The sequence below is a fragment of the Ruegeria sp. YTSA168 genome, assembly GCF_059610045.1.
In genome coordinates this window covers 23,353-46,194 of record NZ_JBXWMW010000007.1, presented here as the reverse complement: position 1 = coordinate 46,194, position 22,842 = coordinate 23,353, and the positions used below count along the sequence as shown (strand labels likewise).

Here is a 22,842-nt window from a genome sequence, read left to right as displayed (position 1 = left end):
ATTTTGTTAAGGAAATAACGGGATCACAGACCACGGGGGTCGGCACCACTCACCATACCAAGTGCCGAGGTTGTTGCAAATGAAAGTTCTGATTGTTGAGAGTAACCCCGACCTCGGTCGGGTTTGGAAAAGGCATCTTGAAAGACAAGGTGCAGATGTTGAACTGGTCACCGGGCAAGAGGCTGCGATCCTCGCGCTCTATGGGACGGCGTTTGACATCATCGTGCTGGATTTGGTGCTGGAAAGCGGCAGCGCGCTGGCAGTGGCTGATTTCGCCAGTTATCGCCGCCCCGAGGCGCGGGTGATCTTTGTCACCAACACCACTTTCTTTTCAGACGGGTCAATCTTTGCCCATAGCCCCAATGCCTGTGCCTATGTGCAAAGTGGAACACCGCCAGAGGATCTGGCGGCGATGGTTGAACACTACGCGGCAGGTCGCTGATCGCGGCCATGCGGCTCCATGTAGTCCAGCACCGGGTTTACCGGGATGATCCGGTGCGGATTGATGCTGTCGTGGCTATAGTGATAGTGGCGCACGATGTGGGTCATGTTGATGGTCTGCGCGACGCCCGGCCACTGATATAATTCGCGGGTATAGGCCCAGAGGTTCGGGTAATCGACCAGCCGGCGCTTATTGCATTTGAAATGCAGGTGATAGACCGGATCGAACCGGATCAGGGTTGTGAATAAGCGCCAGTCCGCCTCGGTTACGCGATCCCCCATCAGATAACGGTTCCGGCTCAGGCGGTCTTCGAGCCAATCCAGTGTGTCGAATAACGGGCCGACAGCGGCATCGTAGGCTTCTTGCGAGGTGGCAAAACCGGATTTGTAGACACCATTGTTGACATCGGAATAGATGCGAGCATTGACCTTTTCGATCTGATCGCGCATCGCCTCGGGCCAGTAATCATCGGTGTTGCCGGTAATCCCGTCGAAAGCCGCGTTGAACATGCGGATGATTTCCGAGCTTTCGTTCGATACGATTGTCTGTTGCTGCTTATCCCAAAGGATCGGAACGGTAACGCGACCGGAGTAAACGGGATCGGCCTTGGTATAGATCTGATGGGCGAAATCGAGGCCATAGAGGTCATCACCCGTCGCCCCGTGATCGTCCGTCTCGAACGTCCAGCCTTTGTCCAGCATGTCCGGATGCACGACTGAGACCGGGATCAAATCGCGCAGCCCTTTGAGTTCGCGGAAGATCAATGTGCGATGTGCCCAAGGGCAGGCGTGAGAGACATACAGGTGATAGCGACCTGGTTCTGCCTTGAACCCGGCCTTACCAGATGGTCCCGCGCTGCCATCGGGAGTCAACCAGTTGCGAAACTGTGCGGCGCTGCGTTTGAACGCCCCGCCGGTGGATTTAGTGTCATACCAGCTATCATGCCATGTGCCGTCAACCAGCAAACCCATTGGTCATCCTCCGCATTTTGAGTCTTCAGCAAAGATAGGAGGGCAGGGATAGTCCTGCCACATTAGCCTATGCGCATCTGGCCTGCGCCTTTGCACAGTCAGGCCTGCGATGGCTGCGCAACATTTTGCCACCCGGTCCGGTCTATGTGACGAAGTTCACTGGATTTTTACGCTCACGTGCCCACAATAATAGATACAAGAGGGGGAATAGTTTGATGAGTACTTATGTTTCCAAAGAGATTCGCGCCGAATTAGACGCCGCACGAATCGCCGCCCTGAAAAAATCGAGCCGTTTGCGGGTTGAGATGGGCGACAATACCCATAAAATTCTGAAATTGTGGAAAGATGGGTTCACGGTTGAGGCTGCCACCACGCCGCGCTTGCGCGGGTTAGTCGATATCTATGACGGGGCGAACCATCTATACCAATGCCTGATCATCGCGGATGAGGATGAAGGCGGTGAGATGCGGTACGAGTTCAAGCGCAGCACAGCGGCGCATGATAAGGCACCGCTCGATTTCTACCGTGCGCCGGACGCGCCAATCGCGTTGTTGGGGCACGAGGACTAGGGCCTTAAGGCTGGATCGAAGCCGGGTGCTCCGTAAAGAAGTTCGCCCGGCTTTGTTTTTTATGCAAAAGCAGATCGCTTACTGCAAATCCGAGAAAGCCTTTTTCAACCGCGCACAGGCGTCCTCGATCCGCGCGCGCTGGGTTCCCAGGTTGAAGCGCAGGAAGTTTTCGCCGCCGGTTCCAAAAGTTGTGCCGTGGTTCCCCGCGATTTTGGCGGTCTGTTCGACACGGTTGGTGAATTCGGCACGCTCCATCCCGGTTCCCGAGAAATCAACCCAGGCAAGGTAAGTGGCCTCCAGCGGCATTGACCGAAGGCCGGGGATGTCAGCGATGGCCGCGTCGAACACCTGGCGGTTCGTTTCGATATACGCGACCTGTTCGTCCACCCATGCAGCACCCTCCGCCGAATACGCGGCCGCCGTTGCAAACTGGCCGACCGAGTTGGGTGCAAGCGACAAGGCAGCCATACGTTTGGCGAATTTGCCGCGCAATTCGGGATCGGGGATGATCACTTGACCGGTGTGCAGCCCCGCGATGTTGAACGTCTTTGACGGCGCAGTCAGCATCAACAAACGGTCGGAAACCTCAGGGGCCGCGTTCTGCATCGGGATGTGAGTGTGACCCGGAAAGACCAGATCGTGGTGAATCTCATCCGACAGGATCAGCAGGTCATGACGCTTGGCGAAATCGGCAACGGCTTGCAGCTCGTCCTGACTCCAGACGCGCCCACCGGGATTGTGTGGCGAGCACAGGATAACCATCTTCTCGCGGCCGGTCATCTGTTCGTCATAGGCGTCGAAATCCATCTCATACCGTCCATTGGTATTGCGCATCTCGCATTCAACGACTTCGCGCCCGGCATTGCGGATGACTTTGGCAAAGGCGTGATAGACCGGGGTGAACAATACGATCCCGTCACCCGGTTTGGTAAAGGTGTCCAGGCACATGCCAACCCCGTTGACCAGACCGGTGGTCGTAAAGATCGCATCGGCATCGACCACCCAGTCGTGACGGGTGCGCATCCACCAGCGGATCGCGTCCTTATAGGGTTGATCCAGATTCACGTAGCCAAAAACGCCATGATCCAGCAGCTCGCGCATCTTGTTCAGCACAGGTGACGGTGCGCGAAAGTCAGTGTCGGCGACCCACATCGCCAGGCCGTCATCGGCTGGCACGCCGTAAACCGGCTCCATCATGTCCCATTTGGCGCAATGGGTGCCGTGGCGGTTGATGAGGTCGTCAAAGCTCATGTGTGTCTCCTGTATGATCGTTTCGCAAGCTATCGGGAATTGCAGCATGCGCAAGGGGGGCGTTGCGGCGGCGCGCGCGATGCCCTAAATCAGCCCCATGAAACGCACTATTCTAATTCACCCTGATCCCCGTCTGAAAAAGGTTTGCGCGCCGGTGGCTGACCTGACGGACGATTTGCGCAAACTGGCTGATGATATGCTCGAGACGATGTATGACGCGCCGGGTATTGGCTTGGCTGCGCCGCAGATCGGTGTTTTGGATCGGCTGATCGTATTGGATTGTGTCAAGGAAGAGGGCGAGGCCCCACGCCCGTTGATCATGTTCAACCCCGAGATCATTGCCTCCTCCGATGAGACCAATGTCTATGAAGAGGGCTGTCTGTCGATTCCCGAACAATATGCCGAGGTGACGCGCCCCAAGGTTGTGGATGTCGCCTGGATGGATCGGAACGGCAACCTGCAGCAAGAAACCTTCGATGGGCTCTGGGCGACCTGTGTGCAGCATGAGATTGATCATCTGGATGGCAAACTGTTTATCGACTACCTCAAGCCTCTGAAACGGCAGATGATCACGCGCAAGATGCAGAAGCTAAAGCGCGAAAAGGCGCGGGCATGAGCGTTCGGATTTGCCTGCCCTGGCCCGATAAGCGCCTGCGCACCAAGGCTGACGACGTTGTCGAGATCACGGATGAAATCCGCGCAATCTGGGACGATATGATCGACACGATGGAGGCGATGCCAGGCGTTGGCCTTGCCGCCACGCAGATCGGTGTGATGCTGCGCTTGGCGGTTGTTGACGGCTCGACTGAACGGGGACGGGCGGTGCGTTTGGCAAACCCGGAAATCCTGCACAGTTCAATCGAGATGCGTGAGCATGATGAGGCCAGTCCGAATCTGCCGGGTGTATCCGCCAAGGTGAAACGCCCGCGTGCTGTAACGGTCAAGTTCCTGAACGAAAACGGGATGATCGACCGCCGCGATTTCGTGGGGATCGAAGCCACCAGCGTGCAGCACCAAATCGATCATCTGAACGGTAAGATGTATTTCGACAGGCTCAGCAAGGTCAAACGTGACATGCTGCTGCGCAAAGCCAAAAAACAGGGGTAGCGATGCGCGTTATCTTCATGGGTACGCCTGATTTCTCGGTCCCGGTGCTGGATGCGCTGGTCGAGGCCGGGCATGAGATTGCCGCCGTCTATTGCCAGCCGCCCCGTCCGGCGGGCCGCGGTAAGAAAGATCGCCCGACACCGGTTCATGCGCGCGCCGAGGCGCTGGGTCTGACAGTGCGCCATCCGGTGTCTCTGAAGTCAGCCGAAGAACAGTCCGCTTTTGCGGCACTGAATGCGGATGTGGCGGTCGTGGTTGCCTATGGTCTGATCCTGCCACAGGCTATTCTGGATGCGCCGGATCAGGGCTGTTTGAACATCCATGCCAGTTTACTGCCGCGCTGGCGCGGAGCCGCGCCTATCCACCGCGCGATCATGGCGGGGGATAAGGAAACCGGCGTCTGTATCATGCAGATGGAGGCCGGGTTGGATACAGGTCCCGTCCTGCTTCGGCAAGCAACTCCGATCCAGACCGAAGAAACAACGGCCCAGCTGCACGACCGCCTGTCAGTTATGGGTGCGGAGCTGATCGTTGAAGCGCTGAACCGACTGTCTGATCTGACCCCCGAGCCGCAGCCCGACGAAGGCGTCACCTATGCCTCGAAGATCGACAAAGCCGAGGCGCGGATCGACTGGTCGCGCAGCGCTGCCGTGGTTGATCGCCAGATACGCGGCCTGTCGCCATTTCCCGGTGCCTGGACCGAGATGGAGGGGGAACGGATCAAGCTACTGGCCTCGCGTCTGGCAGAGGGGCAGGGCGCGCCCGGTGAAGTTTTGAACGATGATCTGCTGGTGGCGTGCGGGCAGGGCGCGGTTGAACTGCTGCGCTTGCAAAGGGCAGGCAAAGGTGGGCAGGATCGGGAAACCTTCCTGCGGGGCTGGCCGATCCCACCCGGCACACGATTGGTATCGGAGTAGCGCATTCATGTTCATGGTCTTGATGGGTACTGTGGTGATCGCCGGGATCGTTGGATACCTGTCCGAAAAAACCGGCTTTACCCATAATGGCTATTTGCAATCTATCATCATCTGCGTCGGTGGGGCGTTTCTGTTCTACTTTGTACGCATCATGTTCGGGATCAGCTTTGGCCCTCCTGGGCTGGACGCGGTCCTGTCGTCGGTCGGTGCGCTGATCATCGTGCCGACCCATTGGAGGAAATAACATGCCCGTTATCGCCCTGATCATCATCGGTGCCGCTGCGGGCTTTCTGGCGACCCGTTTGATGCGGATCGAATCCGATATCCCCACAACGATGCTGATTGGTATTGTCGGTGCGCTGGTTGGCGGCTTCCTGCTGCGGGCCCTGGCGACGATGATGGGCTGGCTATCTGGCTTTGTCGGGGCTGTGCTGGGGGCGTTGCTGGTGATCTGGATTTGGCAGGCAATTCGTCGTCGATAGCAAGCTCCGTTGGCGCTTAGCTGTCCAAGCAAACATCAGATGCGTCTTAGCGTTCGTCGCACATCGTTGCTGAGCCCAAACGGGGTGCGGCGCTATTGGTCATGTCAAACTGGTCAGCCTCGGCTGCGGTCATCCAGTGCATGTCTTCAGCAGGGGCGGCGTTGAGTGTGTACCAGTAGAATTCCTCATCCACGCCGATGTCTTCGAAGTAATCGAGATAGCGGTCATGCTCGGGATCATCCTCGGGCAACTCTGTGGCAATGATACCCCCACCGCTCCAGCTGTGGACACCGACGCAGGCCCCCGGTTGCAGAATGCGGGTGTTCCCGGCCAGAAACAGATCGGTCCCGCCCGATGCGACCAGCCCGTCAGAGGGCACCAGTGTATTCATCCCATTCTCATGAACAACGCGGCTGAAGATGACGTTGGCATCGTCATCGACGGACCCTTCGATTTGCTGCAACACCAGCGTTTTGGCCTGAGGGTTCTGCGCGACCACCTCTTCAAAAGCATCCAGCGTAGTATGGTCAATGGTGCCGGTCGCAATGATCTGATCCCCTCGGGCGACAAAGCTGACGGGCGTATATTGCTCAGCGCAGGCGGTCAGGACGGTTAGACCCGTCAAAATCGCATATGCTTTCATCAGTCTTCGATCTCCAAAGTTTAGCAGATTGCAAACAGCCGGCAGTTGGTACGCAGATATCGAGCTTATTGTCGCGGTGGTCGGGCTTTGTAAACCGGCAGTTTCCAGCCAAACAGCAAAGAGCCTGCTCTGAGAACCCAGCAGACAGCAGCACATAACCCAAGAGCCAGTAGGCCCTCCAGCCCGAACTTGGTGGCCAAAACCGCGCTTAACGCGCCTGCCAAGGCGCAGGAGACATATAGCTCACCCTGTTTCAGCACCAGTGGCACCTCATTGCAGACCACATCGCGCATCAGGCCGCCCAGACATCCGGTTGTGACACCCATCAACACCACGATGATCCCGGATTGGCCCAGTGAAAGCGCGGCGCCTGTCCCGGCGGCCACGGCGATGGATAGGGCGAAACTGTCAAGCCAGACGAGCCAGTTATATCTGCTTTCAACCAGATGAGCGGTGAAAAACACCAGAACGGCGGCGCTGACGGCGATCAGGATGTAATCGGGTTGACCAATCCAGAAGACAGGATGCCGATTCAGCAGCACGTCCCGTACAGTTCCACCGCCGACCGCCGTCAGGCAGGCCATGAACGCAAACCCCACAAGATCAAGCTGTGCCCGGCTGGCGACAAGCGCACCGGTCAATGCAAAGATCAGGACCGAGGCATAGTCGAGCAGTGCAAGCCCGTTCACGCCTGTGCCTTTTTGGGTTTAAACGGGGCCATGCCAGCGCGGGCCAGTTCATCGGCTTTTTCGTTTTCGGGATGACCCGCATGGCCTTTGACCCATTCCCAGGTCACATCGTGGCGCGCTTGTGCGTCATCCAGACGTTGCCATAGATCGACATTCTTGACGGGTTTTTTGTTCGAAGTTTTCCAGCCGTTCCGCTTCCACCCGAAAATCCAGCCGGTGACGCCGTTTTTGACGTAAGCGCTGTCGGTTACAATAGTGATCCGAGATGCGCGCTCCAGCGTTTCCAAGGCGCTGATCGCGGCCAGCAATTCCATGCGATTGTTCGTGGTCTCGGCCTCGCCGCCATTCAACTCACGCTCTTTCAGAACCTTCTCACCCTCCATCGCGCGCAGCAATACGCCCCAGCCGCCGGGGCCGGGATTGCCTGAACAGGCACCATCTGTGTAGGCGAACAGCTCAGGCATGGGTCGCCAGCGCGATGTAGTCCGAGACAGAGCCCTCCAGGCCAGTGCCGCTGCCAAGCCTTTGGTCGGTAATGGTAAAGCCTGCGTTTTCCAGATAAGTCTTCAATTCATCCTCGGAGTAGTAACTGTAGTAACGCCCCAATCGGTCGGGGCCTTCACCTTCGCCCAGTTTCATGGCGACAAAGAACACGCCACCGGGTTTCAACGCGTGGTGAATGGCGCTGAGGTGTTTTAGGAAATCTGCCCGCGTGGCATGCAGCAAGCTGAAATTGGCCCAGATACCATCATAGATGCCTGTGACTGTAAGATCGGAAAATGTGGCTTGCCGGGCTGATACACCGGGGTGTTCTGAGGCCAGTTTTACCATTTCTTCCGACGCATCCATTGCGTCGACCTGTAATCCGGACTTGGCCATGATTGCAGAGGATGCGCCCGGTCCACACCCCAGATCCAGCACTTTGCCACCGGCGGGCACAGCTTGAATGAACCGGCTGAGTTGAGGATCGCCTGTATTGTCTTTGTTGGTCAACTCGGCGTAGCGCGCCGCCTGAGCGTTATAGACGGATATGGTGTTGCGGTCGCTCACAGGTAAACTCCAACTGCCAGGCAGAGCAATACAATCGCGGTCAGCAAAATGCGTAGTCGCATCCACCAGTTGGGGGCCAGGCCCCAATACCAGAAGATGGCGTCCAAAACCAAGAGCCCCGCAAAGCCAGCAATCAGGTTATTGCCCGCATTCACCGGCCCGCCACCTGTCATGAAAAAGGCCCAGAGCGCGGGCAGAACCGACAGGGTATACCCCACTGTTGCTCGGCTACCTGAGGCTTTGGTCGCAAACCCCCAAAGCACCCCAGACATGAAACTCAGGATCACCGAGCCGTAAAACAGCTGGATGTATGGCCCGACGAAGCGGGTCCCAAATTGGCGCGAACCCCAAGCGTTCAGGTCGCTGTTCAGATAAGTCAAAGCGCCCCAGATAAACGGGATCAGCCCGGCCAGACCTAAATACAGCGAAGCCCTTGGTACGCCATTCATGTGGGCTGCCTTAGGACGCGAGGCACTTTGAATTCCACGTTTTCCACGGCGTTTTCGGCCAGCTCAACCGTCACGTCATACCGTTCACGGAAGGCGTCGACCACCTCGTTCACCAGTTGCTCGGGGGCCGAGGCTCCGGCTGTGATGGCCACGCTGGAGATACCCTCTAGCGCGCGCCAGTCGATATCGGGTGCGCGTTGAACCAGCTGCGCATAGCTGCATCCGGCGCGCGAGGCGACCTCGACCAGACGTTTCGAATTTGATGAGTTCGGCGCGCCGACCACCAGCAGGGCGTCTGACTTCGGCGCCACGGCTTTGACAGCTTCTTGCCGGTTGGTGGTGGCGTAGCAGATGTCTTCCTTGTGCGGCCCTACGATGGCTGGAAAGCGGTCCTGCAAGGCTGCGATCACGTCTTTGGTGTCGTCAATCGACAGGGTGGTCTGGGTCACGAACGCCAGCTTGTCCGGGTCTCGTACCTCGATATCAGCGACATCTTCGACCGTTTCGACCAACAGCACTTCGCCTTCGGGCAATTGCCCCATGGTGCCAATCGTTTCCGGGTGTCCTTTATGGCCGATCATCACCATCTGCAGACCGGCATCGAAATGGCGTTGCGCCTCGATATGCACCTTTGACACCAGCGGGCAGGTCGCATCTACAAACAGCATCTCGCGCCTGGATGCCTCAGCCGGGACAGATTTTGGAACGCCATGAGCTGAGAAGATCACAGGCCGATCATCGGGGCACTCGTCCAGCTCGGCCACAAATACAGCGCCTTTGTCACGCAAGCCATCGACGACAAATTTGTTGTGAACGATTTCGTGGCGCACGTAGACAGGCGCCCCCCATTTTTCCAGCGCCATTTCGACGATCTTGATGGCCCGGTCTACGCCCGCGCAAAATCCGCGAGGGGCGACCAGATGCAATGTCAGTGGTGGCTTGGTCATGTCGGTGTCTCCTTACGGCACAGGTAAGGCTTTTCCCGGCATTGGTCCAGCCGCCAGATCTGTCATCCATGTGACATGAATCGGTGTTAGCCAGCCAGTGTTTGAGCACCAAGCTATAGTTAATGAAGCGCGGCCAGATCAGTGAGCCCTGGCCGCGCGACCTTCCTGGCCTTTATTGGCCAAATTTCGATCAGGTTCCGCTAGCGACTGCGACGCTGCGCGGTTCAACGGGCATTTCGCGCGGGGGCCGCCCGATCACATCGCGGAGGTCTTCCAGTTCGATGAAGTTATCGGCCTGACGGCGCAGTTCGTCAGAGATCATCGGCGGCTGGCTACGGATGGTCGAGACGACCGAAACGCGCACGCCCTGTCGCTGCAGGCTGGCGATCAACGGACGGAAATCTCCGTCGCCCGAGAACAACACGATATGGTCAACGCGGGGGGCCAGTTCCATGGCATCGACGGTGAGTTCGATATCCATGTTTCCTTTGACCTTCCGACGCCCCATGCTGTCAGTGTATTCCTTGGCCGGTTTGGTCACCATGGTGAAGCCGTTATAGTGTAGCCAGTCCACCAGCGGTCGGATCGGAGAATACTCGTCATTTTCCAAAAGCGCTGTGTAGTAGAAAGCCCGAAGCAGTTTGCCTCTGCGCATAAATTCCTGGCGTAGCAACTTGTAGTCGATGTCAAACCCAAGCGCTTTGGCGGCCGCATAAAGATTGGAGCCGTCGATGAACAGCGCTAGCCGTTCGTCTTTATAAAACATAAATAGTCCCTTCCGGTATAATACAGCGCGGTGAGTGAAGTGTGAGTGGGTGTAAAAATGTCGCGCTTTGGTGCCCCTATAATTAGGGCTTTTGTTGGGCATCGCAAGTATGCAGTTGACCGAATATACGGCCCTATATGAGTGATTCTGTGCCAAAAACCATCGTTGCCTTGGGGGCAAATCTCAGTTTGGGACCAACTGAGCCGCACTTGACCTTACGGCAGGCGCTTTCTGCGCTTTCGGGGAAGGGCTTGGTGATTCGCGACGTCAGCCGGTTTTTTTCCACCCCTTGTTTTCCCGCAGGTGCCGGGCCGGACTATGTGAATGCGGCCGCACTGATTGAAACGGCGAAGGCACCTGAGGAGTTGTTGCAGGATTTGCATGCCGTCGAACATGAATTCGGTCGCGAACGCGCGCAACGCTGGAGTATGCGAACCCTCGATCTGGATCTGATCTGCTATGAGGATCACGTATTGCCCGACCGTGCCACTTTCGATCATTGGCGCGATCTTGATCCGGAACTGCAGGCGCAGGCGGCCCCGGACGAACTGATCCTGCCGCATCCGCGTCTTCAGGACCGGGCGTTTGTGTTGGTTCCCATGGCCGATATTGCGCCGGACTGGCGGCATCCGGTGCTGAACAAGACGGTGAAGCAGATGCTGGCTACCTTACCTGCTACAGACGTGGCTGAGGTCACGCCACTGTGATTGGTGCAGGGGCCGCATTTCTTGCTTGTCAAGACGTACAATCGGCCTTAGATAAACCTCTTCCTGACATGGACTCAGTAACGGAGAGCGCCCAATGGCCCGCGTGACGGTTGAAGACTGCGTAGACAAGGTTCCGAACCGGTTCGAACTGGTGATGCTGGCGGCCCACCGGGCGCGCGAAATTTCTGCCGGCGGTCCGATCACAGTTGACCGTGACAACGACAAGAACCCTGTCGTGTCGCTGCGCGAGATCGCCGACGAAACCCAGAGCGCGGATGAACTGCGTGAGCGTCTGATCGAAGCCAACCAGACCCAGATCGAGGTTGATGAGCCCGAAGAAGATCAGATGGCATTGCTGATGGGCGCCGAAACGGACAAGCCCGCCGATGATGACATGTCCGAAGAAAAGCTCCTGCGTGCTCTGATGGAGGCGCAAGGCCAGGGGTAACCCCAGCGGTAAAGGTGCGGACCGGATGATTTCAGCAGAAGACCTGATTGCGCTGGTCCGCAATTACAATCCCAAGACAAATGCCGAACGCATCGAACGGGCCTATGAGTTTGGCCAGCAGATGCATGAGGGGCAGTTCCGCCATTCTGGCGAGCCCTATTTTACCCATCCCGTTGCCGTTGCCGCCATTCTGACCGAACAGCGTCTGGATGATGCGACGATCATTACTGCCTTGCTGCACGACACGATCGAAGACACCAAGGCGAGCTATGGTAAAGTGGCCGAGCTGTTCGGGGATGAGGTCGCCAAGCTGGTCGATGGTGTCACCAAGCTGACCAACCTGCAGCTTTCCAGCCGCGAAACCAAACAGGCTGAGAATTTCCGCAAGCTGTTCATGGCGATGTCCAAGGACCTGCGGGTCATCTTGGTCAAACTCGCCGACCGTCTGCACAACATGCGCACGATCAAGGCGATGCGCCCCGAAAAGCAGGTGATCAAGGCGCGCGAGACGATGGATATCTACGCGCCACTTGCAGGCCGGATGGGGATGCAGTGGATGCGCGAGGAGTTGGAAGACCTTGCCTTCCGTGTCCTCAATCCCGAAGGCCGCCAATCGATCATTCGCCGCTTTATCACCCTGCAACGCGAAACCGGCGATGTCATCCACCGGATCACCGGTGATATGCGGCATGAGTTGGAAAAGGCAGAGATCGAAGCCGAGGTCTTTGGCCGCGCCAAGAAACCCTATTCGATCTGGCGCAAGATGCAGGAGAAAGACCAGGGTTTCTCGCGCCTGTCCGACATCTACGGGTTCCGCATCATCACGATGACCGAGGAAGACTGCTATCGCACGCTTGGAGCCATCCATCAGCGTTGGCGTGCGGTCCCGGGGCGGTTTAAGGACTATATCAGTCAGCCGAAATCGAACGGCTATCGTTCGATCCACACCACCGTGTCGGGCCGCGATGGTAAGCGGGTCGAAGTGCAGATCCGCACCCGTCAGATGCACGATGTGGCCGAAACCGGGGTTGCAGCGCATTGGTCGTATCGGGATGGTGTGCGCACGGAAAACCCATTTGCCGTGGACCCGGCCAAATGGATTTCGAACCTGACTGAACAGTTCGACAACGAAGAAGACCACGAAGATTTCCTCGAAGCCGTTAAGCTGGAAATGTACTCCGACCAGGTCTTCTGTTTCACGCCCAAGGGCGAGGTGGTGAAACTACCGCGCGGGGCGACACCGATTGATTTCGCCTATGCCATCCACACACGCATTGGCCACGCCTGCGTCGGAGCAAAGGTAGATGGTATTCGCGTGCCGCTATGGACCCGGCTCAAGAACGGGCAGTCGGTGGATATCATCACCGCAGATGGACAGACGCCGCAGGTCACATGGCTTGAGATCGCGGTAACAGGCAAGGCGCGCACCGCGATCCGGCGTGCGCTGCGCGAGGTTGATCGCGAGCGCTTTATTCGGTTGGGTAAAGAGCTGGCACGCTCGGGTTTTGAACATGTAGGTCGCAAAGCGACCGACAAGGCGTTGGACACTGCGGCACGGCACTTGCGCCTGAAGGATCGGGATGAACTGTTGGCGAGATTGGGCAGTGCGGAACTGACCGCCCATGACGTGGTCGAGGCCGTTTATCCCGAACTGACCAAGGATGAGGGCGATGCGATCCCGATGCGCCGCGCGGTGATTGGCCTGGAGCCGGGGCAGAAATTCGACCGTGCACCTTGTTGTCAGCCGCTGCCGGGTGAGCGCATTGTTGGCATCACCTATCGCGGTAAAGGCGTTGAGGTGCACGCAATCGATTGCAATCGATTGTCGGATTTCGAAAGCGAGCCAGAGCGCTGGGTCGATCTGCATTGGCATTCCGGCACCCACCCCGCCGCCTATGGCGCGACGCTTGATTTGACCATCGGCAATGATGCCGGGGTACTGGGGCGCATTTGCACATTGATTGGCGAGAAAAAGGCCAATATCTCGAACCTGGAGTTTGTTGATCGGAAACCAGATTTTTACCGGTTGCTGATCAATGTTGAGTTGCGTGACCTGGAACAGTTGCATTCACTCATGCTGATGCTTGAGGCTGAAAGCCATGTCGCCGCCGTAGAACGGCACAGGGAACAGGCAAAACCAGTTGTTGCGGCTGGCTGAGTAGGGGTGATCAGGAGTGGTTTTCAAGCGCCGAGATCGACGCTCGCCCATCCAGATCGCATCGGAGTTCGTCTATCCGCGCGGTGGCTGGACCCGCGCCTTTCACTACGTCAAGCATCGTGTGCGGCGGCTTCCGGATTCGCCTGATCGAATCGCGCGTGGCATCGGCGCCGGGGTTTTTGCGGCCTTCACGCCGTTTTACGGGATGCACTTTGTTGTTGCTGCGCTTTGTGCACGGCTGATCAATGGCAATATCCTTGCGGCGCTCAGCGGGACGTTCTTTGGGAATCCGCTGACTTATGTCCCTATCGGGGTGATCTGCCTGCAAGCGGGTCATTTCATTCTGGGCACTGAATTCGATGAAGGTGTCGAACACGGCCTGATGCGAAAGTTCGCCAGCGCGCTGGGCGATCTCAAAAACAACTTTCTATCGATTTTCACCGATCGGGTTGCCGACTGGCATGGGCTTGGCGTGTTTTACCATGAGGTGTTTTATCCTTACCTCGTTGGGGGCATTCTGCCCGGCCTTTTGGCCGGGGCCATTTGTTACTACCTCAGCCTGCCGCTGATCCGGACGTATCAGCAACGCCGCCGCGACAAGATCAAAGCGAAATTCGAAGAAATCAAACGGCGGGCAGAAGAATCGGCTGACGCCCTGACCTCAAAGACCCTAGGCTCGGGCCAAACATTGAAAAAGGAATCGAACGATGTCTGACAACCAATTGCGCCTGGGTGTAAACATCGACCATGTCGCCACCGTACGTAATGCACGTGGCGGGGCCTATCCGGATCCTCTGCGTGCTGCCAAGCTGGCCGAAGAGGCTGGGGCCGATGGCATCACCGCCCATTTGCGCGAAGACCGTCGCCATATCTCGGACGCAGATATTGACGGGCTGATGGAGGTTCTTTCGGTCCCACTGAACTTTGAAATGGCCGCAACGGACGAGATGCAGAAAATCGCCCTGCGCCATAAGCCGCATGCTGTTTGTATCGTGCCCGAAAAACGCGAGGAACGCACCACTGAAGGCGGGCTTGAAGTGGCGCGTGAAGAAAACAAACTGGCGCATTTTATTGCGCCGTTGCGTGATGCGGGATGTCGGGTGTCGATCTTCATTGCCGCAGATCAACGCCAGATTGAAGCCGCGTATCGCATCGGGGCTGAGGTTATCGAACTGCACACCGGCGCCTATTGCGATGCCCATGCCGAAGGCCGGCTGGAAGATGCCGCGCGCGAGCTTGAGGCGCTGCGCGCCATGTCGAGTTTCGCGCATTCGTTGGGGCTTGAGGTGCACGCAGGTCACGGGCTCACCTATGACACGGTTCAACCGGTCGCGGCCTTCCCCGAGGTGAAAGAGCTGAATATCGGTCACTTCCTGATTGGCGAGTCGATTTTTCTGGGCCTCACGCCTGCCATCCAGCAGATGCGCCGCCTGATGGACGAGGCGCGCGCGTGATCACATCCGGCTTCATCGCCATCTGGTTTGCCTGGCTCATGGCCGGGGGCTCTCCGGGACCTGCAACCATGGGCATCGCTGGAACCGCAATGAACGAAGGCCGCCGCGCCGGTCTGGCCTTTGCGCTGGGCATTTGTGCGGGTTCTGCGGCCTGGGGGATCGCAGCAGCGCTGGGGCTGTCGGCGATTATGCTGGCCAATGTCTGGGTTTTCGAAATTATCCGGTATGTCGGCGTGGCCTATCTGGGCTGGCTCGCCTTTAAAGCCCTGCGCCGGGCAATGGCCGCGGATGAGGTCGCTTTGGGCCAACCTGTCACAGGTTCTCTGTCGACAATATTTGCCAAGGGCGCTGCGATCCACCTGACCAATCCCAAGGCAATCCTCAGCTGGGGTTCTATCTACGCTATCGTCGCGCCGAGCGACGCCAGCTTGCTGATGCTGCTGGGGTTTTTCGCGCTTCTCTATGCCGGATCACTACTAATTTTTATCGGATATGCCTTTCTCTTTTCCTCAAGCCGTATGGTCCAAGGTTACCGCCGGGCCCGCCGCTGGTTTGATCTGGCATTTGCCGGGTTCTTTGGGGTGGCGAGCTACAAGATTCTGACGGTGCGGTTGCAATGATCCTCGGCATCGGCACAGATCTCGCAAACATCGACCGCATCCAGGGCACGCTGGATCGCTTTGGCGACCGGTTCCGCAACCGGGTCTTCACCGAGACCGAACAGCGCAAGGCCGAACGCCGTGCTGACGCCGCTGGCACCTACGCCAAACGCTGGGCCGCGAAAGAGGCTTGTTCCAAGGCGTTGGGCACTGGTCTGCGCATGGGTATCTCTTGGAAAGATATGGCTGTTACCAACCTGAAAACCGGCCAGCCGATCATGCATGTCACCGGCTGGGCGGCCGAACGGCTCAAGGAAATGACGCCCGAGGGGCATGAGGCGATCATCCATGTCACTCTGACGGATGATCACCCCTGGGCGCAGGCTTTTGTGGTGATCGAGGCCAGACCGCTTGCAGACACGGCTGCGGCCTTGACTTGGCCCCAGTCGCCCCGCATGTAGCATCCCAACGACGTAATGACCGGAGAGCAGCATGGCCGAAGACGCCAAAACAGGTAACCCCGTGTGGGAGACGATCAAAACCATCGTCTATGCCCTTTTGATCGCGGGCGTTTTCCGCACCCTGTTCTTTCAGCCGTTCTGGATTCCCTCCGGCTCGATGAAGCAGACCCTGCTGATCGGGGATTTCCTGTTCGTGAACAAGATGGCCTATGGCTACTCCTATGCCTCCTGTCCCAGCTTGAATTTCGTGAACATCGATGCCGAAGATATCTGTGGCTGGCTGCCCGGCGACGACAACACGCGTATCTGGGGCGGAGAGCCCGAGCGCGGTGATGTCATCGTGTTCCGCCACCCGGTCACGGGGCGGGACTATATCAAACGTCTGATCGGATTGCCGGGTGATCGCATTCAGGTGCGCGAAGGCCAGATCATCCTGAACGGCACGCCGGTGCCGCAGCAGCCAGACGGCGTGTTCACTGAAATCGCTGAACCACAGGGGCCGCAACGTCTGCGCCCGCGTTGTGAAAACGGGCCGGTTGGAAATGGCGGCACCTGCGAAAAATCGCGCCTGATCGAAACTTTGCCCAATGGCGTGTCCTATGATGTGCTGAACATTGGCAATCAGGGGTCAGACAATACCGGCATCTATACCGTGCCCGAAGGCCACTATTTCTTCATGGGGGACAACCGCGACAACTCGGCCGATAGCCGCTTGCCGCAATCTGCCGGTGGTGTTGGCTTTGTGCCATACGAAAACCTGATCGGCCGTGCCGACCGGATCATGTTCTCGTCCGCCGGGCGGTCCATGCTGTTCTTCTGGACCTGGCGCGGGGATCGGTTCTTTAAGGCGGTGAATTGAAGCTTTCCTCCGAGATAAGAGCATTCCAGCAGCGTTTGGGATACGAATTCACCAATCCCGAACTGCTGGTGCGCGCGTTGACCCATGGATCAGTGTCTTCGGCCACGAGACCCGATAACCAGCGGTTGGAGTTTCTGGGGGACCGCGTACTGGGCCTGGTTATGGCGACTGCCTTGCTAGAGGCGGACAAGAAAGCCACCGAAGGCCAGTTGGCACCGCGCTTCAACGCGTTGGTTCGCAAAGAGGCCTGTGCTGATGTCGCTCGCCAGATTGATCTGGGAGCCGTCTTGAAACTGGGCCGGTCCGAGATGCTGTCGGGGGGGCGCCGCAAACAGGCACTGCTTGGCGATGCGATGGAGGCTGTCATCGCGGCCATTTATCGTGATGCCGGTTTTGAGGCGGCGCGGGACGTCATCATAGCTCTGTGGGGCGACCGCATCCACAAGGTCGAAGCCGACGCCCGCGACGCAAAAACCGCGCTGCAGGAATGGGCGCAAGCCCGCGGTCAGAAACCCCCGGCTTATGTCGAGGTCAAACGCACCGGCCCCGACCACGCCCCCATCTTTACCATCGCCGCCCGTCTGCAAGATGGCACTGAGGCGCAGGCGACCGCAGGCTCCAAACGCCAGGCCGAGCAGGCTGCTGCGAAATCCCTGTTGGGTCAGTTGAGTTGAGCTGTTTCGCCGAATTCGGGACATGAAGATCAGACCGGCACAAAAAGCGGACGCTGCCAGCCTTGCGGCATTGTCGATTGAGGTCTGGATCAGTACCTACCTGCGGCGAGGCGTAAACGCATTCTTCGCCGAGTTTGTTCTATCCGAATTCACGACCGCCCGGTTCGAGGCTCTGCTTGAAGAGGGGGGTGATATGCTGATGGTCTCTGAAAACAGCGATGGGATCGATGGCTATGTTCGCCTGTCAGAGAAACGCGTTGCACCTGTTGATGGGCTTTCCGACCTTGAGGTCCTGACGTTTTACGTCCAGCCCCGCCATCACGGCAAAGGCATAGGCTCCGCATTGCTGGATGTTGCGATCGAATATGCTCGGGGTCGAGGCCGTAACGGGATCTGGCTGACAACCAATTCCGAGAACAAACCCGCAATTGATTTCTACCTGTCCAAAGGGTTCCGGCAGGTTGGTATCACGGATTTCCGTATCGGGGATCAAACCTACCCAAACCATGTGCTGGCCTTGAGAATACAAGGGCAAGATTAAGATCAACCTGCCGGACAAACCCGCTTGGCCGGGTCTTCCAATGCTTAATCAAATGACATTGAAACATCCGGCTCCTCGAACGCTCCAGAACTACGTCGCCCACCCGCAATGCGACAAATCCCTCTGGCCCGCCGCGCCATTCTGCTATAGGGATGCGCACTTGCAAACAGGATCGCAGCACACATGACCGCACGCGCCGGATTTATCGCCCTGATCGGAGAGCCAAACGCAGGCAAATCCACCCTTTTGAACCGCATGGTCGGGGCCAAGGTCTCGATCGTGACGCATAAGGTGCAGACCACCCGCGCCCGCATTCGCGGTGTGGCGATGGAGGGCGACGCGCAACTGGTTTTTGTCGATACGCCCGGCCTGTTCAAACCCCGCCGCCGCCTGGACCGCGCTATGGTCGCCGCCGCTTGGGGCGGGGCTGCGGATGCGGATGTGGTTGTCCTGATGGTCGAGGCCCATCGCGGCATCACCGAAGGCGTAGAGCGCATCCTTGAAGGTTTGGAAGAGATCGGACAGGGCCGCACCATCGCGCTTGCCATCAACAAGATCGATAAAGTGCCCTCCGAGAAGCTGCTGGCGCTCACCAGCGACCTGAATGCGCGTTACCCGTTTGCCGAAACCTTCATGATCTCGGCCGAGAAAGGCCACGGTGTCGAAGACCTCCGCAAATGGCTGGCCTCGGAACTGCCCGAAGGCCCGTGGCTTTACCCCGAAGATCAGATCGCCGATCTGCCCCTGCGCATGATCGCGGCGGAAATGACGCGCGAGAAGCTGACCCTGCGCTTGCATCAGGAACTGCCCTACCAACTGACGGTCGAGACCGAGACCTGGGAAGAACGCAAGGACGGCTCGGCCAGAATTGATCAGGTCATCTATGTCATGCGCGACGGTCACAAGGGCATCGTTCTGGGCAAGAAGGGCGAGACGATCAAGGCCGTCAGTCAGGCCGCTCGGGCGGAGCTGGAAGAGTTCCTGGACCGCAAGATCCACCTGTTCCTGCAAGTGAAGGTCCGGCCCAACTGGCTTGAGGAATCCGAGCGCTATTCGGAAATGGGGCTGGACTTCAAAGACGGTAACGCATGACTCGCCTGACGGCTGAATTCTGGGTGCATGCCTATCTGGCGCGGCTGCGTCTACAGGATATCCCGGCTTTCGTCGTGGCCCATGGGGACAACACGGCCGGGGCGGTACTGGTCAAGATGAACACACTCAACGGTCAGGCCATCGCCTATCAACGTAGCTTTGACCTTATGAGTGGCGACCGGAAGTGGATCGAGCTATCTTCGGGGCCTGAAGACGATGTGGATGCCACCCTCACCAGACAGCGCAGTTTTGACCCGGATCTTTGGGTGATCGAGGTCGAGGACCGGCAAGGGCGGCATCTGTTGGGGGAAGAGGGGTTGGAGTAGACTTCTCATGTGCACAGAGTTTTAACAGTGCCCTGAAACTTCCTGCGTAATGCTGGCACCTGAACTGTTGTAGACATCGATTCTTAGCACGCCTCCCATTTCTAAGAACTCTCGGATGGTTTCATCCTGACAACCGTCGAAGTGGTCTGCAAGTATGATGTTATCCGGGCTCATTGACGGCAATGAGTTGTATTCATCAAATTGTGTATCAGGAATAGATGCTTCGATAAAAACCGTTTTTCCGTCGGTGGTGACCTCAGTCATTTCGAAACCATCTTTGTCGGGTTCTCCAACAAGCGTTCCAAATGCCAAGGCAAAGACATTTGCGTACGTGCAAAGCTGTTGGCCTTTGCAGCTTTCAGTGATTTCCCAGAATTGTTTGTCAGTAAGCCCATCTTCCGTAGAGCAAGCAGTAAGTGAAATTGTTGCGAAGCAGATTAGGAGCGATCTTAGTAGCATTCTAAATCTCGTAATGGGTTCGTGACATAAATAGTTCTTTAGAGTGCCTTCCTGCCATGGATGGTTTGAGTGTTGAATGTGAGTAAGTCACAAAAGAAATTGTTATGTATGAATGTGGCGCGTTTGCTTCATAGTCACTCTGAACTGGGTAGCCTGATCTTCTGTCTTGAAAGGCAGTAGATAAATTTCGGCATCTACAACGCTTTGGGAAAACAGTTTTCGACAATGGACTGGCGCGATCACGGCATACTTTTGACTTCTCGCCGTCACGGTGAAACGGGAGCGATTATCGAGGTCTTTACTGAGGGCCACGGGCGTCATGCCGGTGTGGTGCGGGGCGGGACCAGCCGCAAGATCGCCCCGATCCTGCAACCCGGCGCGCAGCTGGATGTGCTGTGGCGCGCGCGGTTGGAGGAGCATATCGGCACGTTTCAGGTTGAACCTCTGCGGTCCCGTGCGGCGGCGGCGTTTTCGGGGCGTTTGGCCTTGTCAGGTTTGAACGCGGTTGTGTCGCTGCTGTCCTTCTGTCTGCCAGAGCGAGAGCCGCACCCGGCGATCTACAAGCAGACCGAACAATTGATGGACCTGTTGGGTCAGGATGAGATCTGGCCGCTGGCCTATCTGCGTTGGGAATTGGCGCTGCTTGAGGAACTGGGCTTTGGTCTGGACCTGTCGACCTGTGCCGTCACCGGCGCGACGGAGGGGCTGGCCTTTGTCTCACCCAAAACAGGCCGCGCGGTCAGCGCAGAGGGTGCGGGTCATTGGGCAGATCGGCTGCTGCCATTGCCGCCCTGCCTGCGGGGCGAAGGTGACGCACCGGATGTTGAGATTTTAACCGGCCTTCAGACCACGGGCTATTTTCTCGAAAACCGCGTCGCCCCTGCGTTGGGCCATACGCCCTTGCCTCAGGCACGGGCGCGGTTTGTAGATCAGCTTACTCGACGGCTTTGAACACCATCTCGTGCCCGGCTTCGTTGCGCAGGATCAGCACGTTCCCCGACACCTCGGATTGAGTCATCGCCATCAACGCGGCAAAATAAGTGCCTTCAAGTTCGAGCGATGCGCAGGCCGCTCGCGTCGCGCTGAGATTTTCAATCTCGAACCAGGGATATGGCGCGCTGATTGTCGCTTGATAGCTGTTGCAGGGGGCATTTCCGTCAATCTGCCCGTCTGCGGGAAACCTTAGCAGCGCGCTGGCCTCAAATAATTGGCCATCAATCTCCTGCAACTTCCATGTCTGGTCTGCCGCACCATAGGCAGACACGGTTTCATCCCGGTCACATTGCAAGAGCCCGATGAACGGTAACGCAAAGGCAAGGCGGATCATATCAGTTTCCTACAACCTTGGAACGCTTTGCCTTTAGGCGTGTCGATCCGGCATCGTCAAGGAAGTTGAAGGCTTCTGGTCGTATTCAGGCCATAGTTGACCCAAGGTCACAAATCGACATAGTGGAGCCAAGCTAAACCCGGGACTTAGTCAGCATTACACCTCATGCTGAAGGGCGATGCCCTTTGAACTGGTCGTTCCAAAAGTAGAGTTTGTTTCATGTCACAGGTCAGCGACACCGAAACCAAAAAGCGAACGCGGCCCATCGTCAAAGTCGTGATCGTCCTGGTTTATCTGGTGTTTTTGTTCCTGCTGGTTGAATTGCTGTCTTACGTCGCGGTTGTCCACCTGTTTGACAATGCGCTCGGTGGCAAGGCCGAGCGTCATCTTTACTCCTCGATCCGAGGGCATGAACTTAACCCCGACTACCAACGTCAATTCGATACGGGCGGGCAGCGCATTCATTCGGATCAGGGGTTCAGGTATGACTCCGTTGTCGATCTGCCTAAGCCAAATAGCACCTATCGCATCTTTCTGATGGGAGGCTCCACCGCCTATGCCATCGGATCGCAAGGGCGCGTGTATCCAGATCATCCGACGCTCACCAATAGTGAAACGGTGTCCTACTTTCTTGAACAAACGCTCCGCGAGCAGCTGAAGGATGACATGCCCGGTGTGAAGATCGAGGTGATCAACGCCGGTGTTGCCGCCTATCATAGCTTTCAGCATGTGCTGTATATCTACGAGACGCTCTATGAGTACGAGCCCGACCTGATTGTTTTTCTGGACGGCCACAATGATTTCTACAATGTAGGCGTTACAAATCCGATCCAGAGCTATGGCTATTCCTCAGCCCGGATGGTGGATGCTCTAAACGACCGCGAGCCGTTCTTTGCGGCCTATGCATTCCTGCGGGCCCCGGCCAAGTATTCCTATACGTTCAAGCTGGCGTCGAAATTCACACAGGGGCTGTATCAGCGCTATGAAGCCCCCAACTACAATCTGACCGGCGACGTGACCGCGTTGGAGCGCGACTTCTCAGCCGAGCTAGCCGAGACCGCGCGTCGTGGATTTTTGCGCAATTACAAGCTGATCGAGACTTTTGGTGCCTATCATGGGTTCTGCTACCATGTCTTCCTGCAGCCCGAGGTCGTCTTTGAGGACGTCGAAAACCTCAGCGCGGCAGATCAGGAAATCGCTCAGATCACGCGCGACTGGTATGTGCCCGGACGAGAGCAGGTGATGACGCGCGCGCGCGCTGAGTTTCCGGCGCTGTTTGATCAGGCCGATATTCCCTATACCGAAATCGCTGAGATTGCAGGTCCAGAGCACAAAGACAAAAGCCTGTATGTCGACTATACGCACCTGACGGCGGAAGGGTCGAAATTGGTGGCGGCCCGGATGTTGCCCGTGGTGGTCGACACGATCTCAAAATGCCAGACAGGATCCTGACC

Annotated in this window: 32 protein-coding genes; 21 read left to right on the top strand and 11 right to left on the bottom strand. The window is 57.5% G+C overall.

From position 1 onward, the window contains the following. The first annotated feature begins 79 nt into the window (after window positions 1-79). On the top strand, window positions 80-442 hold the full coding sequence (locus AC2FFE_RS13710; RefSeq protein WP_353013332.1) for a response regulator transcription factor: 363 nt from the start codon (window positions 80-82) through the stop codon (window positions 440-442). Here AC2FFE_RS13710 and AC2FFE_RS13705 read toward each other — a convergent pair. Next, a complete protein-coding gene (locus AC2FFE_RS13705; RefSeq protein WP_496846896.1) occupies window positions 424-1,413 on the bottom strand; it encodes a glutathione S-transferase family protein in 990 nt (329 codons plus the stop codon). The genes AC2FFE_RS13710 and AC2FFE_RS13705 overlap by 19 nt on opposite strands. Before the next feature lie 215 nt (window positions 1,414-1,628). Here AC2FFE_RS13705 and AC2FFE_RS13700 point away from each other — a divergent pair, with 215 nt between their 5' ends. Next, window positions 1,629-1,982: a hypothetical protein gene (locus AC2FFE_RS13700; protein ID WP_496819874.1), complete on the top strand. Its 354-nt coding sequence runs from the start codon at window positions 1,629-1,631 to the stop codon at window positions 1,980-1,982. 78 nt (window positions 1,983-2,060) lie between these two features. Here the strand turns inward: AC2FFE_RS13700 and AC2FFE_RS13695 are convergent, their stop codons facing one another. Continuing rightward, complete coding sequence (locus AC2FFE_RS13695) at window positions 2,061-3,233, bottom strand: MalY/PatB family protein (RefSeq protein ID WP_496846895.1); 1,173 nt, start codon at window positions 3,231-3,233, stop codon at window positions 2,061-2,063. A gap of 97 nt (window positions 3,234-3,330) precedes the next feature. Between AC2FFE_RS13695 and def (AC2FFE_RS13690) the strand changes: the two genes are divergently transcribed. From def (AC2FFE_RS13690) to AC2FFE_RS13670, 5 genes are read left to right on the top strand one after another with little or no spacing between them, the layout of a single operon-like run. Next, on the top strand, window positions 3,331-3,849 hold the full coding sequence (gene def / locus AC2FFE_RS13690) for a peptide deformylase (RefSeq protein ID WP_496819876.1): 519 nt from the start codon (window positions 3,331-3,333) through the stop codon (window positions 3,847-3,849). Then, the gene (gene def, locus AC2FFE_RS13685; RefSeq protein WP_496819877.1) at window positions 3,846-4,340 is read left to right on the top strand and encodes a peptide deformylase; all 495 of its coding nucleotides are present in this window, start codon (window positions 3,846-3,848) and stop codon (window positions 4,338-4,340) included. The genes def (AC2FFE_RS13690) and def (AC2FFE_RS13685) overlap by 4 nt, the downstream gene beginning before the upstream one ends. Window positions 4,341-4,342: 2 nt before the next feature. Continuing rightward, complete coding sequence (gene fmt / locus AC2FFE_RS13680; RefSeq protein WP_496846894.1) at window positions 4,343-5,257, top strand: methionyl-tRNA formyltransferase; 915 nt, start codon at window positions 4,343-4,345, stop codon at window positions 5,255-5,257. Between the two features lie 7 nt (window positions 5,258-5,264). Continuing rightward, on the top strand, window positions 5,265-5,501 hold the full coding sequence (locus AC2FFE_RS13675) for a hypothetical protein (RefSeq protein ID WP_480501568.1): 237 nt from the start codon (window positions 5,265-5,267) through the stop codon (window positions 5,499-5,501). 1 nt (window position 5,502) lies between these two features. Continuing rightward, window positions 5,503-5,739: a GlsB/YeaQ/YmgE family stress response membrane protein gene (locus tag AC2FFE_RS13670; RefSeq protein WP_170531376.1), complete on the top strand. Its 237-nt coding sequence runs from the start codon at window positions 5,503-5,505 to the stop codon at window positions 5,737-5,739. A gap of 46 nt (window positions 5,740-5,785) precedes the next feature. Here AC2FFE_RS13670 and AC2FFE_RS13665 read toward each other — a convergent pair whose 3' ends face one another. From AC2FFE_RS13665 to AC2FFE_RS13635, 7 genes are all read right to left on the bottom strand, one after another. Then, window positions 5,786-6,382, bottom strand: a complete 597-nt coding sequence (locus AC2FFE_RS13665) for a COG3904 family protein (protein ID WP_496846893.1) — start codon at window positions 6,380-6,382, stop codon at window positions 5,786-5,788. Between the two features lie 65 nt (window positions 6,383-6,447). Further along, window positions 6,448-7,071, bottom strand: a complete 624-nt coding sequence (locus tag AC2FFE_RS13660) for a trimeric intracellular cation channel family protein (protein WP_496846892.1) — start codon at window positions 7,069-7,071, stop codon at window positions 6,448-6,450. After that, a complete protein-coding gene (rnhA, locus tag AC2FFE_RS13655) occupies window positions 7,068-7,535 on the bottom strand; it encodes a ribonuclease HI (RefSeq protein WP_496846891.1) in 468 nt (155 codons plus the stop codon). The genes AC2FFE_RS13660 and rnhA overlap by 4 nt, the downstream gene beginning before the upstream one ends. Further along, complete coding sequence (locus tag AC2FFE_RS13650; RefSeq protein ID WP_496846890.1) at window positions 7,528-8,121, bottom strand: class I SAM-dependent methyltransferase; 594 nt, start codon at window positions 8,119-8,121, stop codon at window positions 7,528-7,530. Before AC2FFE_RS13650 ends, rnhA begins: the two co-directional genes overlap by 8 nt. Then, a complete protein-coding gene (locus tag AC2FFE_RS13645) occupies window positions 8,118-8,570 on the bottom strand; it encodes a DUF3429 domain-containing protein (protein ID WP_496846889.1) in 453 nt (150 codons plus the stop codon). Before AC2FFE_RS13645 ends, AC2FFE_RS13650 begins: the two co-directional genes overlap by 4 nt. Beyond that, complete coding sequence (gene ispH / locus AC2FFE_RS13640; protein ID WP_496846888.1) at window positions 8,567-9,517, bottom strand: 4-hydroxy-3-methylbut-2-enyl diphosphate reductase; 951 nt, start codon at window positions 9,515-9,517, stop codon at window positions 8,567-8,569. Before ispH ends, AC2FFE_RS13645 begins: the two co-directional genes overlap by 4 nt. A gap of 190 nt (window positions 9,518-9,707) precedes the next feature. Then, window positions 9,708-10,283, bottom strand: coding sequence for a LabA-like NYN domain-containing protein (locus AC2FFE_RS13635; protein WP_353013357.1), 576 nt, complete (start codon window positions 10,281-10,283; stop codon window positions 9,708-9,710). Window positions 10,284-10,420: 137 nt separating this feature from the next. Between AC2FFE_RS13635 and folK the strand changes: the two genes are divergently transcribed. From folK to AC2FFE_RS13575, 12 genes are all read left to right on the top strand, one after another. Then, window positions 10,421-10,990 (top strand): 2-amino-4-hydroxy-6-hydroxymethyldihydropteridine diphosphokinase, encoded by a 570-nt coding sequence (gene folK / locus AC2FFE_RS13630; protein ID WP_496819886.1) that lies wholly within the window; start codon window positions 10,421-10,423, stop codon window positions 10,988-10,990. Between the two features lie 94 nt (window positions 10,991-11,084). Then, window positions 11,085-11,438, top strand: a complete 354-nt coding sequence (gene rpoZ, locus AC2FFE_RS13625) for a DNA-directed RNA polymerase subunit omega (RefSeq protein ID WP_142639234.1) — start codon at window positions 11,085-11,087, stop codon at window positions 11,436-11,438. 25 nt (window positions 11,439-11,463) lie between these two features. After that, a complete protein-coding gene (locus AC2FFE_RS13620; RefSeq protein WP_496846887.1) occupies window positions 11,464-13,596 on the top strand; it encodes a RelA/SpoT family protein in 2,133 nt (710 codons plus the stop codon). 16 nt (window positions 13,597-13,612) lie between these two features. Further along, the gene (locus tag AC2FFE_RS13615; protein WP_496819888.1) at window positions 13,613-14,311 is read left to right on the top strand and encodes a DUF2062 domain-containing protein; all 699 of its coding nucleotides are present in this window, start codon (window positions 13,613-13,615) and stop codon (window positions 14,309-14,311) included. Next, window positions 14,304-15,050, top strand: a complete 747-nt coding sequence (locus tag AC2FFE_RS13610) for a pyridoxine 5'-phosphate synthase (protein WP_496846886.1) — start codon at window positions 14,304-14,306, stop codon at window positions 15,048-15,050. The genes AC2FFE_RS13615 and AC2FFE_RS13610 overlap by 8 nt, the downstream gene beginning before the upstream one ends. Then, window positions 15,047-15,670, top strand: a complete 624-nt coding sequence (locus AC2FFE_RS13605) for a LysE family translocator (RefSeq protein WP_496846885.1) — start codon at window positions 15,047-15,049, stop codon at window positions 15,668-15,670. The genes AC2FFE_RS13610 and AC2FFE_RS13605 overlap by 4 nt, the downstream gene beginning before the upstream one ends. Further along, a complete protein-coding gene (gene acpS / locus AC2FFE_RS13600; protein WP_496846884.1) occupies window positions 15,667-16,110 on the top strand; it encodes a holo-ACP synthase in 444 nt (147 codons plus the stop codon). Before AC2FFE_RS13605 ends, acpS begins: the two co-directional genes overlap by 4 nt. Window positions 16,111-16,141: 31 nt before the next feature. Continuing rightward, complete coding sequence (gene lepB, locus AC2FFE_RS13595; RefSeq protein ID WP_496846883.1) at window positions 16,142-16,969, top strand: signal peptidase I; 828 nt, start codon at window positions 16,142-16,144, stop codon at window positions 16,967-16,969. Beyond that, a complete protein-coding gene (gene rnc, locus AC2FFE_RS13590; RefSeq protein ID WP_496846882.1) occupies window positions 16,966-17,643 on the top strand; it encodes a ribonuclease III in 678 nt (225 codons plus the stop codon). The genes lepB and rnc overlap by 4 nt, the downstream gene beginning before the upstream one ends. A gap of 22 nt (window positions 17,644-17,665) precedes the next feature. Further along, on the top strand, window positions 17,666-18,184 hold the full coding sequence (locus AC2FFE_RS13585) for a GNAT family N-acetyltransferase (protein WP_496846881.1): 519 nt from the start codon (window positions 17,666-17,668) through the stop codon (window positions 18,182-18,184). 183 nt (window positions 18,185-18,367) lie between these two features. Beyond that, entirely contained in the window at window positions 18,368-19,276 is a 909-nt protein-coding gene (era, locus tag AC2FFE_RS13580; protein WP_496846880.1) for a GTPase Era, read from the top strand. Beyond that, window positions 19,273-19,602: a DUF1491 family protein gene (locus AC2FFE_RS13575; RefSeq protein WP_496846879.1), complete on the top strand. Its 330-nt coding sequence runs from the start codon at window positions 19,273-19,275 to the stop codon at window positions 19,600-19,602. The genes era and AC2FFE_RS13575 overlap by 4 nt, the downstream gene beginning before the upstream one ends. Window positions 19,603-19,623: 21 nt before the next feature. Here AC2FFE_RS13575 and AC2FFE_RS13570 read toward each other — a convergent pair whose 3' ends face one another. After that, window positions 19,624-20,061, bottom strand: coding sequence for a hypothetical protein (locus AC2FFE_RS13570; protein ID WP_496846878.1), 438 nt, complete (start codon window positions 20,059-20,061; stop codon window positions 19,624-19,626). A gap of 225 nt (window positions 20,062-20,286) precedes the next feature. On the opposite strand from AC2FFE_RS13570, the gene recO reads away from it, so the two are divergent. Further along, the gene (recO, locus tag AC2FFE_RS13565; RefSeq protein ID WP_496846877.1) at window positions 20,287-21,012 is read left to right on the top strand and encodes a DNA repair protein RecO; all 726 of its coding nucleotides are present in this window, start codon (window positions 20,287-20,289) and stop codon (window positions 21,010-21,012) included. On the opposite strand, the gene AC2FFE_RS13560 is transcribed toward recO, so the two are convergent. Next, entirely contained in the window at window positions 20,996-21,388 is a 393-nt protein-coding gene (locus AC2FFE_RS13560) for an META domain-containing protein (protein WP_496846876.1), read from the bottom strand. The two genes, recO and AC2FFE_RS13560, sit on opposite strands and share 17 nt — an antisense overlap. Window positions 21,389-21,607: 219 nt before the next feature. Between AC2FFE_RS13560 and AC2FFE_RS13555 the strand changes: the two genes are divergently transcribed. After that, window positions 21,608-22,840, top strand: a complete 1,233-nt coding sequence (locus tag AC2FFE_RS13555; protein ID WP_496819897.1) for an SGNH/GDSL hydrolase family protein — start codon at window positions 21,608-21,610, stop codon at window positions 22,838-22,840. The last annotated feature ends 2 nt before the right edge of the window (window positions 22,841-22,842 follow it).

Bases quoted from the DNA above. Each gene is read 5' to 3' on its own strand.
- era (WP_496846880.1), top strand. From the start codon at position 18,368: ATGACCGCACGCGCCGGATTTATCGCCCTGATCGGAGAGCCAAACGCA.
- rnhA (WP_496846891.1), bottom strand. From the start codon at position 7,535: ATGCCTGAGCTGTTCGCCTACACAGATGGTGCCTGTTCAGGCAATCCC.
- fmt (WP_496846894.1), top strand. From the start codon at position 4,343: ATGCGCGTTATCTTCATGGGTACGCCTGATTTCTCGGTCCCGGTGCTG.
- AC2FFE_RS13610 (WP_496846886.1), top strand. From the start codon at position 14,304: ATGTCTGACAACCAATTGCGCCTGGGTGTAAACATCGACCATGTCGCC.
- AC2FFE_RS13620 (WP_496846887.1), top strand. From the start codon at position 11,464: ATGATTTCAGCAGAAGACCTGATTGCGCTGGTCCGCAATTACAATCCC.
- rpoZ (WP_142639234.1), top strand. From the start codon at position 11,085: ATGGCCCGCGTGACGGTTGAAGACTGCGTAGACAAGGTTCCGAACCGG.
- AC2FFE_RS13575 (WP_496846879.1), top strand. From the start codon at position 19,273: ATGACTCGCCTGACGGCTGAATTCTGGGTGCATGCCTATCTGGCGCGG.
- def (WP_496819877.1), top strand. From the start codon at position 3,846: ATGAGCGTTCGGATTTGCCTGCCCTGGCCCGATAAGCGCCTGCGCACC.
- AC2FFE_RS13645 (WP_496846889.1), bottom strand. From the start codon at position 8,570: ATGAATGGCGTACCAAGGGCTTCGCTGTATTTAGGTCTGGCCGGGCTG.
- AC2FFE_RS13670 (WP_170531376.1), top strand. From the start codon at position 5,503: ATGCCCGTTATCGCCCTGATCATCATCGGTGCCGCTGCGGGCTTTCTG.
- AC2FFE_RS13700 (WP_496819874.1), top strand. From the start codon at position 1,629: ATGAGTACTTATGTTTCCAAAGAGATTCGCGCCGAATTAGACGCCGCA.
- ispH (WP_496846888.1), bottom strand. From the start codon at position 9,517: ATGACCAAGCCACCACTGACATTGCATCTGGTCGCCCCTCGCGGATTT.
- recO (WP_496846877.1), top strand. From the start codon at position 20,287: ATGGACTGGCGCGATCACGGCATACTTTTGACTTCTCGCCGTCACGGT.
- AC2FFE_RS13585 (WP_496846881.1), top strand. From the start codon at position 17,666: ATGAAGATCAGACCGGCACAAAAAGCGGACGCTGCCAGCCTTGCGGCA.
- def (WP_496819876.1), top strand. From the start codon at position 3,331: ATGAAACGCACTATTCTAATTCACCCTGATCCCCGTCTGAAAAAGGTT.
- folK (WP_496819886.1), top strand. From the start codon at position 10,421: ATGAGTGATTCTGTGCCAAAAACCATCGTTGCCTTGGGGGCAAATCTC.
- AC2FFE_RS13555 (WP_496819897.1), top strand. From the start codon at position 21,608: ATGTCACAGGTCAGCGACACCGAAACCAAAAAGCGAACGCGGCCCATC.
- lepB (WP_496846883.1), top strand. From the start codon at position 16,142: ATGGCCGAAGACGCCAAAACAGGTAACCCCGTGTGGGAGACGATCAAA.
- AC2FFE_RS13665 (WP_496846893.1), bottom strand. From the start codon at position 6,382: ATGAAAGCATATGCGATTTTGACGGGTCTAACCGTCCTGACCGCCTGC.
- AC2FFE_RS13705 (WP_496846896.1), bottom strand. From the start codon at position 1,413: ATGGGTTTGCTGGTTGACGGCACATGGCATGATAGCTGGTATGACACT.
- AC2FFE_RS13635 (WP_353013357.1), bottom strand. From the start codon at position 10,283: ATGTTTTATAAAGACGAACGGCTAGCGCTGTTCATCGACGGCTCCAAT.
- AC2FFE_RS13570 (WP_496846878.1), bottom strand. From the start codon at position 20,061: ATGCTACTAAGATCGCTCCTAATCTGCTTCGCAACAATTTCACTTACT.
- acpS (WP_496846884.1), top strand. From the start codon at position 15,667: ATGATCCTCGGCATCGGCACAGATCTCGCAAACATCGACCGCATCCAG.
- AC2FFE_RS13710 (WP_353013332.1), top strand. From the start codon at position 80: ATGAAAGTTCTGATTGTTGAGAGTAACCCCGACCTCGGTCGGGTTTGG.
- AC2FFE_RS13695 (WP_496846895.1), bottom strand. From the start codon at position 3,233: ATGAGCTTTGACGACCTCATCAACCGCCACGGCACCCATTGCGCCAAA.
- AC2FFE_RS13675 (WP_480501568.1), top strand. From the start codon at position 5,265: ATGTTCATGGTCTTGATGGGTACTGTGGTGATCGCCGGGATCGTTGGA.
- AC2FFE_RS13560 (WP_496846876.1), bottom strand. From the start codon at position 21,388: ATGATCCGCCTTGCCTTTGCGTTACCGTTCATCGGGCTCTTGCAATGT.